The following is a 14,554-nucleotide window of genomic DNA, read 5'->3' as shown; positions in this document are numbered from 1 at the left end:
CTTCGACTTCCGGCTCGGCTTCAACTTCCGGCTCGGCTTCAACTTCGGGCTCGGCTTCAACTTCCGGCTCGGCTTCGACTTCCGGCTCGGCTTCGACTTCCGGCTCGGCTTCGACTTCCGGCTCGGCTTCAACTTCGGGCTCGGCTTCGACTTCCGGCTCGACCTCAATTTCGGGCTCCGCTTCGACTTCCGGCTCCGCTTCGATTTCGGGCTCGGCTTCGATTTCGGGCTCGGCTTCAACTTCGGGCTCGGCTTCGATTTCGGGCTCGGCTTCAACTTCGGGCTCGGCTTCAACTTCGGGCTCGGCTTCAACTTCGGGCTCGGCTTCGATTTCGGGCTCGGCTTCAACTTCGGGCTCGGCTTCGACTTCCGGCTCGACCTCAATTTCGGGCTCCGCTTCGATTTCGGGCTCGGCTTCGATTTCGGGCTCCGCTTCAACTTCCGGCTCCGCTTCGATTTCGGGCTCGGCCTCGATTTCGGGCTCAGCTTCGATTTCGGGCTCGGCCTCGATTTCGGGCTCAGCTTCGATTTCGGGCTCGGCTTCAACTTCGGGCTCGGCTTCGATTTCGGGCTCGGCTTCGGCTTCCGGCTCCGCTTCAACTTCCAGCTCGGCTTCTTCGGCTTCCGGCTCAACTTCTTCAATTTCCGGCTCCGCTTCGGCTTCCGGCTCAGCCTCGGCTTCCGGCTCCGCTTCATCCTCCAGGGCAGCTTCGATTTCGGTCTCAAAGGCGGTGTCGGACTCTTCCCCGATCTCCTCTTCCTCCACGATGCCGTCCGTCAACACCGCATCCACGGCAGCCTCAAGCTCGGATTCCAACGCCTCGTCCAGCTCGGACTCCAGCATGTCTTCGGATTCGGACGCCTCCCCGGAGGCCAAAGCTTCCTCCTCCTCGGACCCGAAATCCCCTCCGGACTCGAAATCCGGATCCGCCTCATACGCTTCTTCCCCGATGGCGGCATCGGCCTCGTCATCGATTCCAAACTCCGAATCCGACTCAAACGCCTCATCCAGATCCACCTCCGAAGCGGCTTCGGAACCGTGGGAATGGGGATGCGGGTGATCGTGTCCATGATCAAGGTCGTGTCCGTGGTCGTCTTCGGACTCCGACGCGTCATCGTCATCCATGAAGGCCAAAGCCACCTCCATGCCCGACAAATCCAAAGGCTCCTCGTCATCCAGATCGGCAGACGACTCCGCGGCATGCCCGGCGGACGCTGCAGGCTCCTCGTCAACCTCCTCCTTCGCTCCACCCATGGCCAATCCCTCTTGCGTCAGATCCCCCTCATCCACCACGGATTCCAACTCAATCGGCTGGTAATCCGCCGCCTCATCCCTGGAACCGCCGCCATCCGCCAGATACGCGTCAGACTCCATCAGGGCATTTTCATCCTCCCCATCCAACAGATCCTCCAGCGAGGCCAGAATCTCCTCCATGGATGGGCCATCGTGATCCTCGTGACCACGCACGGCTCCGGTTTCCGGAAAATCTTCCAGAGATCCCATGGATACCGGTCCCCCCAACATCTCCAACTGGGACTCCCGCTTCTTCGACTTTTTTCCCGACATCGCCCCGTCCCTTAACTTTCGTGCCTTGACTCAAGCGCATCACCATCCCAAAGTCATGCGCACCGAATCGAACATGACCCGGAAAATATTGCCACGCTCCACCGCCGCGCCGGCCACCAGATCCCGGGTGAACAGATCCTTGCCCCCGGCCTTGACCACCACGGTTCCGATTTTCTGTCCCGCCGCGATGGGAGCCACCAACGGCTCGTCATACGAGACCCCCACCTCCAGGGCGCCCCGCTCCTTGCGGGTCACCGTGACCACCAGAGGTTCGGAGACGATCCCGTCCACCTCACGGGAATCCCCTTTCCAGACCCGCAACTTGCGCACCGACGCCTTGGCGTCGAAAAACTTGACGGTCTCATACATCCTGTTCCCGTAATGGATCAGATGCAAGGCGTCATCCTCGCGGATCTTGCGGGTGGCCGCACCCAGCACCACCGCCCCCATACGTTGTCCATCCTTATCGCTGGTGGCCACCAGACAATAGCCCGCTTCCCGGGTATGACCGGTTTTGAGTCCGGTGATGATGGGATCCCGCCACAACAGATTGTTGCGGTTGAGCTGACGGATGTTGTTGTAGGTGAACTGCTTTTCCTGGGAATAGTGGCTGTATTGGGGAAACTTGCGCAACAGCGCGCTCGCCAGCAGAAACAGATCCCGGGCCGTGGTGTAGTGTTCCGGATCCGGCAAGCCGGTGGCGTTGACGAAATGGGTATTGACCATGCCCAAATCCGCCGCTCTGGTATTCATCAAGGCCACAAACGTGTTTTCCGAGCCACTCAGGTGTTCGGCCATCACCACGCAGGCATCGTTGCCGCTCTGGATGGCGATGCCCCGGATCAGATCCTCCACCCGGATCCGGTCTCCCACCTTGACAAAGGTTTTGGAGCCTCCGGTGCGCCAAGCGGTTTCACTCACCGGCAGTTCCGCGTCGAGTTGAATGGTGCCCGCGGCCAACGCCTCGTAGACCAGATACAAGGTCATCACCTTGGTCAAGGAGGCGGGAGGCAGCCGGACATCCGCGTCCTGGGCGTAAAGCACCCGGCCCGAATCGATATCCCCCAACACCCCGGCGGTGCCCCGCACCTTGGGGGGGGTATCGTCTGCGGCCCATGCCCGGTCCACCAGCCAGGGCAACAACAGCAACCACAACAGAACAACCACTCCGGAATGAATTCGACTCTGTGTTCTCATGGCGTCCACTGTCAGCGACACACGGTTGTTTCAGTTCTTGACCGACTCAAAAGCACGGATTCAGCCCCTTATTCCCGAATGATCACAGACTCGCTGATATCCATTTTCCGCAGGGTCTGCACCACCTGTTCGGCCTGTTCGGCGGTGGAAAACGGACCCAGACGCACCCGGTACATGACCCGCGCCCCCACGGAACTCTTGATGATTTTCGGCTTGCTGACCTTGTTCACGCGCCGTTCCATCACCTGGGCATTCTCGTAGCGGCCAAACGAGCCGAGTTGAATGTAATGGGTGACGCTGCCGCTGCCACTGCCGATCCCATTTGCATTTGCGGCATTTGCGTTGCCGCGCCCGTTGCCGCTCCCCGTTGCTGCGCTGGAGGACTCCTTCCAGGGATTTTCTTTCCAGGGACTGTCCTTCGAGGAGGAACGCAGGACCGAATCGGGTTTGGCCAGAGGCGACGGGGGCGTGCCGGGACGGGCCCGATACAAATCGGCGCTGTCGGCTTTGGCCAGCATGTTCACGGCTTCCACCCGCACCCGGGCCAACCCCCGGTTGGCGTATCCGAGCTGTTCGGCGGCGGCGTAGGAGAGGTCGATCAAGCGGTTGTCGATGAACGGCCCCCGGTCGTTGACCCGCACATTCAGGGTGCGTCCGTTATCCAGGTTGGTCACCCGCACCAAAATGGGCAACGGCAGGGTGGTATGGGCCGCCGAGACCTTGTACATGTCGAAGCGTTCGCCATTGGCCGTGGGACGCTCGTGAAACTCCTTGCCGTACCAGGAAGCCATGCCCTCTTCCGAGTATCCGGCGGCCTCTTCTTCGGTCAAAGGATAATACATCTTGCCAAAGACCTCATAGGGACGGGAGGTGCCCCGTTTGACCCCAGAGGGTGGTTTGCCCGTTCCCGGCTCGGGTTTTTCCGGGGGAAGGGTGGTGCAGGCGGCCAGGGAAAGCAGCCAAACCAGCGCGACCCAATGTTTCAGCCCCTCAAAGCGACGTGTCCGCATGCTTTCTCCATCCGACGCAACTCCCGGGCAAACTCGCAAACCGCCATGGCGAACCGGTTGGAACGGTTCCAGCGGGTGATCACCCAAAAATTCATGAAGGTCATATAATAACGAGGTCCATCCCGTTCTTCCAGGACAATCAGTGCCAGCCGCTCTTCCGGAGCCGGTGGCACACCCCCTTCGGGCCAGACAATGCCGAGATCACGCCATTCCCGCCAGGGTTTGCGCGCCCCGGCGGCGGTGACCACCAGGGTCTCCAGGCCGGGTCCAGGCTCCAAAGACTGCACCAGACGCCCTCCGCCGCACCAGCCATGCCCATGCAGAAACGACGCGATCGACGCCAGCACATCGGTGACATTCCCCATCAGATCCCGTCGGCCATCCCGATTGAAATCCACCGCATGCTTGCGCAGGCTGCCGGGCATCATCTGCACCTGCCCCATGGCTCCGGCATACGAACCGGTGGGAACCCGGGGATCCCACCCCTCCTCCCGGCACAACAGCAAAAACTCCCGCAACTCGCTGCGGAAATAGTCGGCGCGTCGGGGATAGTGGGCCGCCAGGGTGTAGAGGGTGCGCAACACGTTGAACCGTCCCATGTTGTTGCCGAAATCGCTCTCCAGTCCCCACAAGGCCACCACGATCTCCGGCGGCACCTGGAAATAGCCCTCCACCTCTTCCAGAATCCCCCGGTGACGCCGCAACAAGGTCCGTCCCACCCGGATGCGCCGCCAGTTGATCACCAGGGCGCGGTATTCGTGGTAGGGCTTGGCCTCGGTCTGATGATTCATCAGATACAACACCTTGGAATCCGGCTCCAAAGGGGCCAGCAGTCCCACCAGCCAGCCCCGCTCGAAACCGTCCCGCTCGATCCAGGACAACAGCCAGGAGTGAGCCGCCAACCATCCGTCATCGATCCCGGTTCCGGCCCAGACCGCTCCCCCCGGCACCGACACCAAAACCCCGGCACCCAGCAGACAACGCAACACCGTTCGACGATCCACAGTGCCGACGCGCGAGATTCCTTGCTCTCGGAGCAGACCGGGTGCATCCTGAATCAAGCTCACTTTTGTCCCCATGGTAACGCTGTCGCGCTGGCGGTTGAGTCCGTGTTTTCGCATGATACAAAATTCGCCACCAATAAAAACCGTTTTTCATCCGCTTTCACCATGAAAAACGTGACACCCTCCCCGGAACCCTCCCGGCTGCGTCATCTGCTGCCCCTGTTCGCCGGTCAGAAACAGACTTTCGTCCTGGGTTTCGCGCTGCTGATCATCACCAACGCCAGCGCCGCCGCCATTCCCTACGTGATGAAACTGGCCACCGAAGAGCTGATGCGCCAATCGGTTCCCCACTTCTATATTCTAACGCTCATCGCCCTGGCCGTGACCAATGCCTTCTTCCGCATCCAGTCCCGCACCCGCATCTTCGGGATCGGACGGGATGTGGAGTTCGCCCTGCGCAGCCGCTATCACGCCAAACTGCTCTCCCTGGACGCCCCCTTCCTCGACCACGAAAAAACCGGCGAACTGGCCTCACGGGCCGCCGCGGATGTCAGCGCGGTACGCATGTTCGTAGGTCCGGGCTTTTTGCAGATCTCCAACGCCCTCATGGCCTACGCCGCCACCATGCCCATCATGCTGGCACTCGACCCCCTGCTCACCCTGCTGGCCCTGGCTCCCATTCCTCTGGTGCTGGGGGTTTCCCGTCTGCTCACCCGACGCATGTACCGCTTGAGCCGGGTGGTGGCGGATCGCTTCGGCGCCCTGTCCGGATTCATTCAGGAGTCCATCGCCGGCATCGCCGCCATCCACGCCCACGCCCGGGAATCCGACTGGAACCGCCGCTTCGCCGCGGAGACCGAAGAACTCTCCCGCGCCGCCCTGCGCCATGCCCGGCTGCAAAGCCTCTTCGGACCCATGGTGGTACTGGGTGGCGCCATCGGGGGCTTCATCATTCTGGCCTACGGGGGCCGGGCGGTGGCCACCGGACGCCTCACCATGGGAGATTTTGTGGCTTTTTCCGGCTATCTGGCCATGCTCATCTGGCCCACGGTGGGCTTCGGCTGGATTCTCACGGTGATGCAACGGGGACTGGCCGCCTTGGACCGCATCAGCGGCGTCCTGGACGCCCACCCCTTTCTCGATCCCGCCGTGGCCGCCGCCCCCCCCGGGGAAAAACGCTGGTCCGGGGCCATCGCCATCGATCATCTGTCGTTCGCCTTTCAGCCCGGCACCCCGGTACTCGACGATCTCTCCCTGACGATCCCCGCCGACAGCCTCACCGGTCTGGCGGGACGGATCGGCTCCGGCAAGTCCGCCCTGCTCCAGGTGCTGGCCCGGCTCTATCCCGCCCCGGAAGGGACCATCCGCATCGATGGCCGGGATCTGAACACCATCCCCGAAGCCGAATTGCGTCGGGAACTGGCCATGGTCCCCCAGGAAAGCTTCCTGTTCTCCTCCACCCTGCTGCAAAACCTGCTCCTGGACCGCCCGGATCCCAGCCACTTCCACGCCCGTGAGGCCCTCCGTCTGGCCGCCTTGGAAGAAGAAGTGCAACGCTTTCCCCAGGGACTGGAAACCCTGATCGGCGAACGGGGCATCACCTTGTCCGGCGGACAACGCCAACGGGCCGCCCTGGCCCGGGCTCTGGTGGGGGATCCGTCGGTGCTGCTGCTGGATGATGTCTTCTCCCACGTGGACGCCCGCACCGAAGAACGCATCCTGGAAAACATCCGTACCGCCAGCCGTCACCGTACCGTGGTGATGGTCTGCCACAGAGTCGCCGCCTTGCAACGGGCCGATTGGATCCATCTGCTGGACGAAGGCCGCATCGTGGCCTCCGGCACCCACGACACCCTGCTGGAAACCTCGCCTCTGTATCGGGATCTCCACAACACCATGAGCCGCGCCGAAGCCCTGGAGGCCCTGGCCCGATGATGCCCGCCGTCAACTCCGATACCGAAGAGACCCGCTACGGCGCCTTTCTGGACGCCCGGCTCATGGCCCGTTTTTTCAGCTACGCCAAACCCCACCGTCGCTGGCTGGCCTTCGCCATGATCCTTCCCCCCATCGGCGCCCTCTCCCAACTGGCCCAACCCCTGGTGATCCAAATGGCCGTGGATCGCCATCTGGTCACCGGCCATCTGGAGGGATTCTACGGATTGCTGGCCGTCCTGGCGGGACTGGGGGTGGTCCAGTTCGTCACCGGATACCTGCAATCCACGGTCAACGCCATGCTGGGACAACGGGTGATCAGCGATCTGCGCCAGGAACTGTTCGCCCATCTGCTCACCCTGGACGCCGCCTTCTACGCCCGCAACCCCAGCGGCGCCCTCACCAACCGGGTCGCCAACGACGCCGAAGCCATCAGTCAGATGGTCAGCGCCGGCCTGATCAATCTGGTGGGCGACATTCTGCTGCTGATCTCCGTGGCCATGGGCATGGTGCTGCTGTCGCCCCGTCTTTCGCTGGTGGTGCTGATCCTGATGCCCGCCGTGATCTTCGTGGCCTTCCGGGTCACCCAGCGCATGCGGGTGATCCAACGCCATGGCACCCTGCTCCAGGCCCGCATGACCGCCCGCCTCACCGAAGAGACCGAAGGCCGGGATGTGGTACGCCTGTTCCATCAACAACAAGACGCCATGGTCCAGTTCGGTCGCCTCAACCGGGCACACCGGGAAAACGCCGACAAAAGCAACTTCCTGGAAGCCTTCCAGTTCAGCTTCGTCGAGGCCGCCTCCACGGTGGTGGTGGCGGTACTCTTCTGGTATGGCGGCCTGCTCATGGCCGAACACACCTTGACCATCGGCGTACTCACCGCCTTCATCGACGCGGTACGCCGGCTCTTTTTCCCGATCCGGGATCTGGCGGGCAAGTTCACCACCATGCAGTCGGCCATGAGCGCCCTGGAACGGGTCTTCACCCTGCTGGACACCCCCCCGGCCATCGCCGATCCGACTCCGGCCCAGGCCATCCTCCCCCCCGCCCACCCCAAAGGCGAAATCCACTTCCAGGGGGTGACCTTCGGCTATGGCCAGGAGACGGTGTTGTCGGAAATCGAACTGCACATCGCCCCGGGAGAACGCATCGCCGTGGTCGGTCCCACCGGCGCGGGCAAAAGCACCCTGATCAAACTGCTCAACCGGACCTGCGAACCCCAACAAGGCAACGTCTGGATCGACGGCATCCCGGTGAACCGCATTCCCCTGGCGCCGCTGCGGCGCATGGCCGGCGTGGCCCGCCAGGAGACCTTCCTGTTTTCCGGCACCATCGCGGAAAACATCGGCCTGTTCGATCCCACCATCAGCCTGGAGCGCATCGCACAGTCCGCCGAGGAGACCGGCGCCATGGAATTCATCCGCGCCCTGCCCGCCGGGCTTCAGACCCGTCTGACGGAACGGGGCAACAATCTGTCCGCCGGTCAACGGCAACTGCTGGGCATGACCCGCATCTTTGCCCACAATCCCCCCATTCTGGTGCTGGACGAAGCCACCAGCTCCGTGGACGCGGTCAGCGAACGGCTGATCCAGGCCGCCTTGGAACGGCTCATGCATGGTCGCACCGCCCTGATCATCGCCCATCGCCTCTCCACCATCCGTCACGCGGATCGGATCGTGGTGCTGTCCCACGGACGGATCGTGGAGTCCGGAACCCATCAGCAACTCCTGGATCAACAGGGGCTGTTCGCCACTCTGCACGCTTTGCAGTTCCGGGAAGAACCCGTCGCTGCGGGATGATTTTTCCGGGCGCTCCCGCCTAAGGTGTGTTAATCTTCAAAAAATATGATCCATGTTGCATTGCACCCAACACAAAAGCACCACACCTGGGGGCGCCACATGGGACACTCGAAAGCTGAAACACCCCATCCAACAGGATCGGCCCGCCCTGTCCCATCGCATGCCGATCACACTCGGCAGCAGGCCAATCATCACCATCGGTGCCATTGTCACCCGGATCACGTGACTTTGAGGTCCAAGAACGTCCATTTCGATCGTTTATTGATAAAATACATTTTGCGTGAAAAAAATTAATTGATAGTCAGAGAATCCTTGACAGCAACGCGCCGGTTGGGGCACCATGTCGGCGACATTATCACCCCAAAGACGGCTCCGATTGACAGGCAGAACCCTTGAAACTTGTCCTCGCCACCCGCAACCGCAAGAAAAAGGAAGAGATCCGGCGCATTCTGGCTCTTCCGGAAAGCGACCTGCTTTCTCTGGACGACTTTCCCGGCTGCCCGGAGGTGATCGAGGATGGCCTGACTTTCACGGAAAATGCCGACAAGAAAGCCCGGACCGTGGCCGGTTTCACCGGACTGACCGCCCTGGCCGACGACTCGGGTCTGGTGGTGGATGGCCTGAATGGCGCCCCCGGAGTCCACTCGGCCCGCTACGCCGGTGAAGGGGCTTCCGACGCAGCCAACGTGAACCAATTGCTGGCGGAATTGGCCGCTCGACCCGATGCGCCCCGCACGGCCCGCTTTGAATGCGTCCTCTCCCTGGCCCAACCGGACGGGAGTTGTACCCATTTCACAGGCACCGTGGAAGGCCGCATCGCCGATCAACCTCAAGGTCACAACGGCTTCGGCTATGATCCAATCTTCATTCCCGTGGGATACGACACCTCCTTCGCCCTCATGGACGCCCCCAGCAAGGATGCCATGAGCCACCGAGGAGCCGCGCTGGCCGCGCTGGCCAAAGAAATAAACCGTCTTTTTGCAAATAAAAATTAATTTATACAACCACCCTGACAAGAGCCGCTCATTCACCAAGGAGAATTGATTCACATGTCCAAACTCGTCCCCCCCCATGGTGGAGGTGAACTCAAGCCCCTGCTGCTCTCCGGAGACGCGTTGAGCCACGCCAAGACACGCGCCAAGGAACTGGATCAGATCAAAATGACCTCGCGGGAAGCGTGTGACCTGATCATGTTGGGCATTGGCGCCTTCACCCCGCTGGATGGTTTCATGGGTCACGCCGACTGGCAGGGCGTCTGCGAACACATGAAACTGACCAGTGGTGTGTTCTGGCCCATTCCCGTGACCCTCTCCACCACCCAGGGACAAGCCAACAGCCTCAAGATCGGCCAGGAAGCGGCTCTGGTGGACGAAGAGAGCGGTGAAATCCGTGGCATCATCACCATCACCGAGAAATACGCCATCGACAAGGGCCTGGAGTGCCGCTCGATCTTCGGCACCGAAGACCTGGAGCACCCCGGCGTGCAAAAAGTCATGGAGCAGCCGGAAGTCAACATCGCCGGTCCGGTGCAGGTGCTGTCCGAAGGGGAGTTCCCCAGCAAATACGCCAGCATCTACATGCGTCCGGCCCAGACCCGCGCCCTGTTCGAGGAAAAAGGCTGGAGTCAGGTCGCCGCCTTCCAGACCCGCAATCCCATGCACCGCTCCCACGAATTTTTGGCCAAAATCGCCATCGAAACCATGGACGGCGTGCTGATCCATCAGATTCTGGGCAAGCTCAAGGCCGGTGACATCCCCGCCGAAGTGCGGGCCGAAGCCATCGACTCCTTGACCGCCAACTATTTCGTCAAGGATACGGTGATCCAGGCCGGCTATCCCATGGAAATGCGTTACGCCGGTCCCCGGGAGGCCCTGTTGCACGCGGTGTTCCGTCAAAACTACGGATGCAGCCATCTGATCGTGGGTCGCGACCATGCGGGTGTGGGTGACTATTATGGTCCCTTCGACGCCCAACACATCTTCGACACGGTTTCGGTGAACGATCTGCAAACCCGTCCCCTGAAAATCGACTGGACCTTCTACTGCTACAAGTGTCAGGGCATGGCTTCCCTCAAGACCTGCCCCCACAGCAAAGATGACCGACTGCTGTTGTCGGGAACCAAGCTGCGCAAGATGCTCTCCGATGGGGAGCAGCCCCCCGCAGAGTTCAGTCGTCCTGAAGTGGTCAAAATTCTTCAGGCCTATTACGCTTCCCTCAACGAGGGAGACAAGGTGGAAGTCAAGCTGCACAAGGCGGCCACCGGCTGACATGACCGAAAGGACGGGGAGGTCCCGTCGGTAACGAAACGTTATTATTTGTCATCAAACCAATCAGGAGAAAATCATCCATGCCAAGTTTCGTCATCAGTGCCAAGTGCGACGGCTGCAAAGGTCAGGATAAAACCGCCTGCATGTACATCTGCCCCAACGACCTCATGAAGCTCGACAAGCAGCGGATGAAAGGGTTCAACCAAGAGCCGGATCAATGCTGGGAGTGCTATTCCTGCGTCAAGATCTGCCCGCAACAGGCCATCGAAGTGCGTGCCTATGCCGATGTCGTCCCCATGGGCGGCGCGGTCATTCCTCTGCGCGGTTCCGACTCCATCATGTGGACGATTCAGTTCCGCAACGGCAATGTGAAGCGGTTCAAGTTCCCGATCCGCACCACGGCGGAGGGTTCTATCGATCTGTATGGCGGCAAGCCGACCCCGGATCTGTCCAAACTGAACGATCCCGGCTTCTTCAATCTCGCGACCTCCGATCTTCCGAGTGTCGGCGCCTGAAGCCCGTCTTGACCTTTCAAACGCATATCATCTATAGAACCCGCTAGAGGAGACTGTTGAACATGGGAAGCTTTGGTAATCCCGATATCGAGACCGTTGACACCGACATCCTGATCATCGGTGGTGGTATGGCCGCTTGTGGCGCGGCTTACGAAGTGATGCGCTGGGCCCCCGCCGGCACCCGCATCCGGTTGGTGGACAAGGCCGCCATGGAGCGCTCCGGCGCCGTGGCCCAGGGTCTGTCCGCCATCAACACCTATCTGGGTGAGCAGAATTCCGCCGACTACGCCCGTATGGTCGCCAATGACCTGATGGGTATCACCCGCGACGACCTGTGCATGGACGTGGGCCGTCACGTGGACAACTCCGTGCAGTTGTTCGAAGAGTGGGGCCTGCCGATCTGGAAGCAACCCGGCGACGAGGAAAAATCCCTCAAAGACGGCGGCAAACCCGTCCGTTCCGGCAAATGGCAGATCATGATCAATGGCGAAAGCTACAAGACCATCGTGGCCGAAGCCGCCAAGAAAGCCCTTGGAATGGACAACATCCAAGAGCGTATCTTCATCGTCAAGCTGCTGCTCGACGCCAAAGAAGAGAATCGCATCGCCGGTGCCGTGGGATTCTCCAATCGTGAAGACAAAATCTACATCTACTCCGCCAAAGCCATCCTGCTGGTGGCCGGTGGCGCGGTGAACGTCTTCCGTCCCCGCTCCGTGGCCGAAGGCATGGGTCGTACCTGGTATCCGGTCTGGAACGCGGGTTCCACCTATGCTATGGCTCTGCAATCCGGCGCCGAGTTGACCATGATGGAAAACCGTTTCGTGCCCGCCCGCTTCAAGGACGGTTACGGCCCGGTGGGTGCTTGGTTCCTGCTCTTCAAAGCCAAGGCCACCAACGGTCGCGGCGAAGTCTACATGGACACCAACAAGGAGATGCTCAAGGACTATCCTCCTTACGGTCTGGCCAAAATCCCCGCCACCTGCCTGCGCAACCACTTGATGATGAAAGAAATGCGCGAAGGCCGTGGCCCCATCCTGATGCGTACCGACATCGCCCTCCAGGCCCTGGCCGCCTCCTATGAGGAAGAGTTCGGTCCCAAGGAAGCCAAAAAGAAAATCAAACACCTGGAAGCCGAAGCCTGGGAAGATTTCCTCGACATGTGTATCGGTCAGGCGGGTGTGTGGGCCGGCGAAAACATCGAGCCGGAGATCACCCCCTCCGAACTGATGCCGACCGAACCCTACTTCCTCGGCTCCCACTCCGGTTGCTGCGGCATCTGGACCACGGGTCCGTCCGACTTGGCTCCCCAAGAATGGCAGTGGGGCGATCATCCCCCGAAGCCGGGTGAAGATCCCCAGCCCGGTCAGAAGAACTACAACCGTATGACCACGGTCAAGGGTCTGTTCACCGCCGGTGACGGCGTGGGCGCCTCCGGCCACAAGTTCTCCTCCGGCTCCCATGCCGAAGGCCGTATCGCCATCAAGTCCGTGCTGCAGTGGGTCCTGGATCACAAGGATTACACCCCGGCCCTGGGCAAAGATGCCAAAGAATTGGCCGAAGAGATCTACAAGCCGGTCCGCACCTACATGGAGCACAAGGACTACAGCACGGCGGAAGAGGTCAATCCTCACTACATCACCCCGCGCATGCTGCAAGCCCGCTTGCAGAAAATCATGGACGAGTATGTGGCCGGTGTCGGCACCATGTACACCACCAACGTCACCATGATGGAAATCGCGGTCAAGAAGCTCGCCGAGCTGAAAAAAGACTCCGAGAAGATGATGGCCCGGGATCTGCACGAACTCATGCGTGCCTGGGAGAACTATCACCGTATCTTCGCCGGTGAGGCCCATCTGCGTCACATGTTGTTCCGGAAGGAGACCCGTTATCCGGGCTTCTACTACAACATGGATTACAACTTCGTGGACGAAGTCAACTGGAAGTGCTTTGTCAACAGCACCATCAACCCGGCGACGGGTGAGTGGTCCGTGTTCAAGCGCGCCCACAAAGACTTGGTTCCCAAGTAAGCCGTTCCGGGGGAGCGCGGTCCAAGGGCCGCGCTCCCTTTTTTTGACTATTGAAAAAAAAGAGAGGGTTTGGGAGATTCATCTCCCAAGGTTTTGTTTTTTTGTTTTAAATGATAAAATTTAAATTTTTTAAGTCAAAGTCCTGGGGGATGAATCCCCCAGACCCCCTCTTTTTTTTTAATCGTGTCGATACCCAGGGTGCGGTCCGACCAGTCAATCATCCATGCCCAACTCGATCCACCCCTCCGACTCGCTCTACCACCGTTTTTTCTCCCATGCGGGCATGGTAATCGATCTGCTGCGGGGCTTTCTGGACCCCTCCCTGCTCGAAGAGCTTGACCTGGATCGTTTGCGCAGACACAACAGCAAATTCACCACCCGCAAAGGTCAACGACGCCGCAGCGACGTCATCTGGGAAATCCCCTTTCATCACGGGGGCAGCCTGTTCGTCCTGTTGCTTCTGGAATTCCAATCCCATGTGGCCGAATGGATGGCCTTGCGCGTCGATGTCTACACCGGTCTGCTCTATCAACAACTGGTGGACGAACGCAAACTGAAACCTCACGATGGTCTGCCCCCGGTACTGCCCATCGTGCTCTACAACGGCGAACCCCGCTGGCATGCCGCCACCAGCCTGCGGGATCTGATTCGTCTGCCGGAAGGCTCTTCCTTGTGGAAATTCCAACCGGAACTGCGCTATTATATAATCGACGAAGGAGCCTATCCCAAAGAAACCCTGGAAGACAGCCCAAGTCTGAGCGCCATTCTCTTCCGTCTGGAACACCCCAAAAATCCGGAATGCGTGGTGCAAGCGGGCAAGGATGTGTCCCACTGGTTCAACAAACACCCGGATGGCCCGCCGGTCAAGCAATTGTTCCTGGAATTGATGTTGGCAGGGATGACACGACTCAAACTGGATCCCCTGCCTGCCATTCCCGAAGATCTTCAGGAGATGGTGGTCATGTTGACGGCACGGATTGATCAATGGGCGATGAATTACCGACAAGAAGGCAAGCTGGAAGGCAAGCTGGAAGGCAAGCTGGAAGGCAAGCTGGAAGGCAAGCTGGAAGGCATCGCCGAAGTTCTGTTGGACCTGCTCCAGGAGCGTTTTGGCACCCTACCGGACTGGGTTAAAACCCGGCTGGCCGTAGCGGATCTGAATACGCTGAAAATCTGGAGCAAAAGAGTCTTCGGCGCGGAGCGGATTGAACAGATCTTTCAATGAATCCGAAA

The 14,554-nt window shown here is 60.4% G+C and carries 11 protein-coding genes; 7 read left to right on the top strand and 4 right to left on the bottom strand.

Features of this window, described 5'->3' with window-relative positions; all coding sequences use genetic code 11:
* The 4 genes from HQL98_14745 to HQL98_14730 all read right to left on the bottom strand — a co-directional run.
* On the bottom strand, positions 1–1,504 hold a 1,504-nt coding region (locus HQL98_14745; protein ID MBF0273305.1), incomplete at its 3' end, for a hypothetical protein.
* Between the two features lie 102 nt (positions 1,505–1,606).
* Positions 1,607–2,764, bottom strand: coding sequence for a D-alanyl-D-alanine carboxypeptidase (locus tag HQL98_14740; protein ID MBF0273304.1), 1,158 nt, complete (start codon positions 2,762–2,764; stop codon positions 1,607–1,609).
* 68 nt (positions 2,765–2,832) lie between these two features.
* A complete protein-coding gene (locus tag HQL98_14735) occupies positions 2,833–3,774 on the bottom strand; it encodes a septal ring lytic transglycosylase RlpA family protein (protein MBF0273303.1) in 942 nt (313 codons plus the stop codon).
* Positions 3,747–4,763, bottom strand: a complete 1,017-nt coding sequence (locus HQL98_14730; GenBank protein ID MBF0273302.1) for a lytic murein transglycosylase — start codon at positions 4,761–4,763, stop codon at positions 3,747–3,749. Before HQL98_14730 ends, HQL98_14735 begins: the two co-directional genes overlap by 28 nt.
* Positions 4,764–4,943: 180 nt before the next feature.
* Here HQL98_14730 and HQL98_14725 point away from each other — a divergent pair, with 180 nt between their 5' ends.
* The 7 genes from HQL98_14725 (at position 4,944) to HQL98_14695 (ending at position 14,546) form a co-directional block, all read left to right on the top strand.
* Complete coding sequence (locus HQL98_14725) at positions 4,944–6,713, top strand: ABC transporter ATP-binding protein (GenBank protein ID MBF0273301.1); 1,770 nt, start codon at positions 4,944–4,946, stop codon at positions 6,711–6,713.
* Positions 6,710–8,512, top strand: coding sequence for an ABC transporter ATP-binding protein (locus HQL98_14720; GenBank protein MBF0273300.1), 1,803 nt, complete (start codon positions 6,710–6,712; stop codon positions 8,510–8,512). Before HQL98_14725 ends, HQL98_14720 begins: the two co-directional genes overlap by 4 nt.
* A gap of 392 nt (positions 8,513–8,904) precedes the next feature.
* Positions 8,905–9,507: an XTP/dITP diphosphatase gene (locus HQL98_14715; protein MBF0273299.1), complete on the top strand. Its 603-nt coding sequence runs from the start codon at positions 8,905–8,907 to the stop codon at positions 9,505–9,507.
* 54 nt (positions 9,508–9,561) lie between these two features.
* A complete protein-coding gene (gene sat / locus HQL98_14710) occupies positions 9,562–10,779 on the top strand; it encodes a sulfate adenylyltransferase (protein ID MBF0273298.1) in 1,218 nt (405 codons plus the stop codon).
* Between the two features lie 80 nt (positions 10,780–10,859).
* On the top strand, positions 10,860–11,294 hold the full coding sequence (gene aprB, locus HQL98_14705; GenBank protein ID MBF0273297.1) for an adenylyl-sulfate reductase subunit beta: 435 nt from the start codon (positions 10,860–10,862) through the stop codon (positions 11,292–11,294).
* 62 nt (positions 11,295–11,356) lie between these two features.
* Positions 11,357–13,321: an adenylyl-sulfate reductase subunit alpha gene (locus tag HQL98_14700; GenBank protein ID MBF0273296.1), complete on the top strand. Its 1,965-nt coding sequence runs from the start codon at positions 11,357–11,359 to the stop codon at positions 13,319–13,321.
* Between the two features lie 223 nt (positions 13,322–13,544).
* Positions 13,545–14,546: an Rpn family recombination-promoting nuclease/putative transposase gene (locus HQL98_14695; protein ID MBF0273295.1), complete on the top strand. Its 1,002-nt coding sequence runs from the start codon at positions 13,545–13,547 to the stop codon at positions 14,544–14,546.
* Positions 14,547–14,554 lie beyond the last annotated feature (8 nt).

It is taken from the genome of Magnetococcales bacterium, assembly GCA_015231755.1.
In the GTDB taxonomy this organism is placed as follows: domain Bacteria; phylum Pseudomonadota; class Magnetococcia; order Magnetococcales; family Magnetaquicoccaceae; genus Magnetaquiglobus.
Note: the sequence above shows the minus strand (reverse complement) of the source record. Positions and strands in the feature narration are given on the sequence as shown.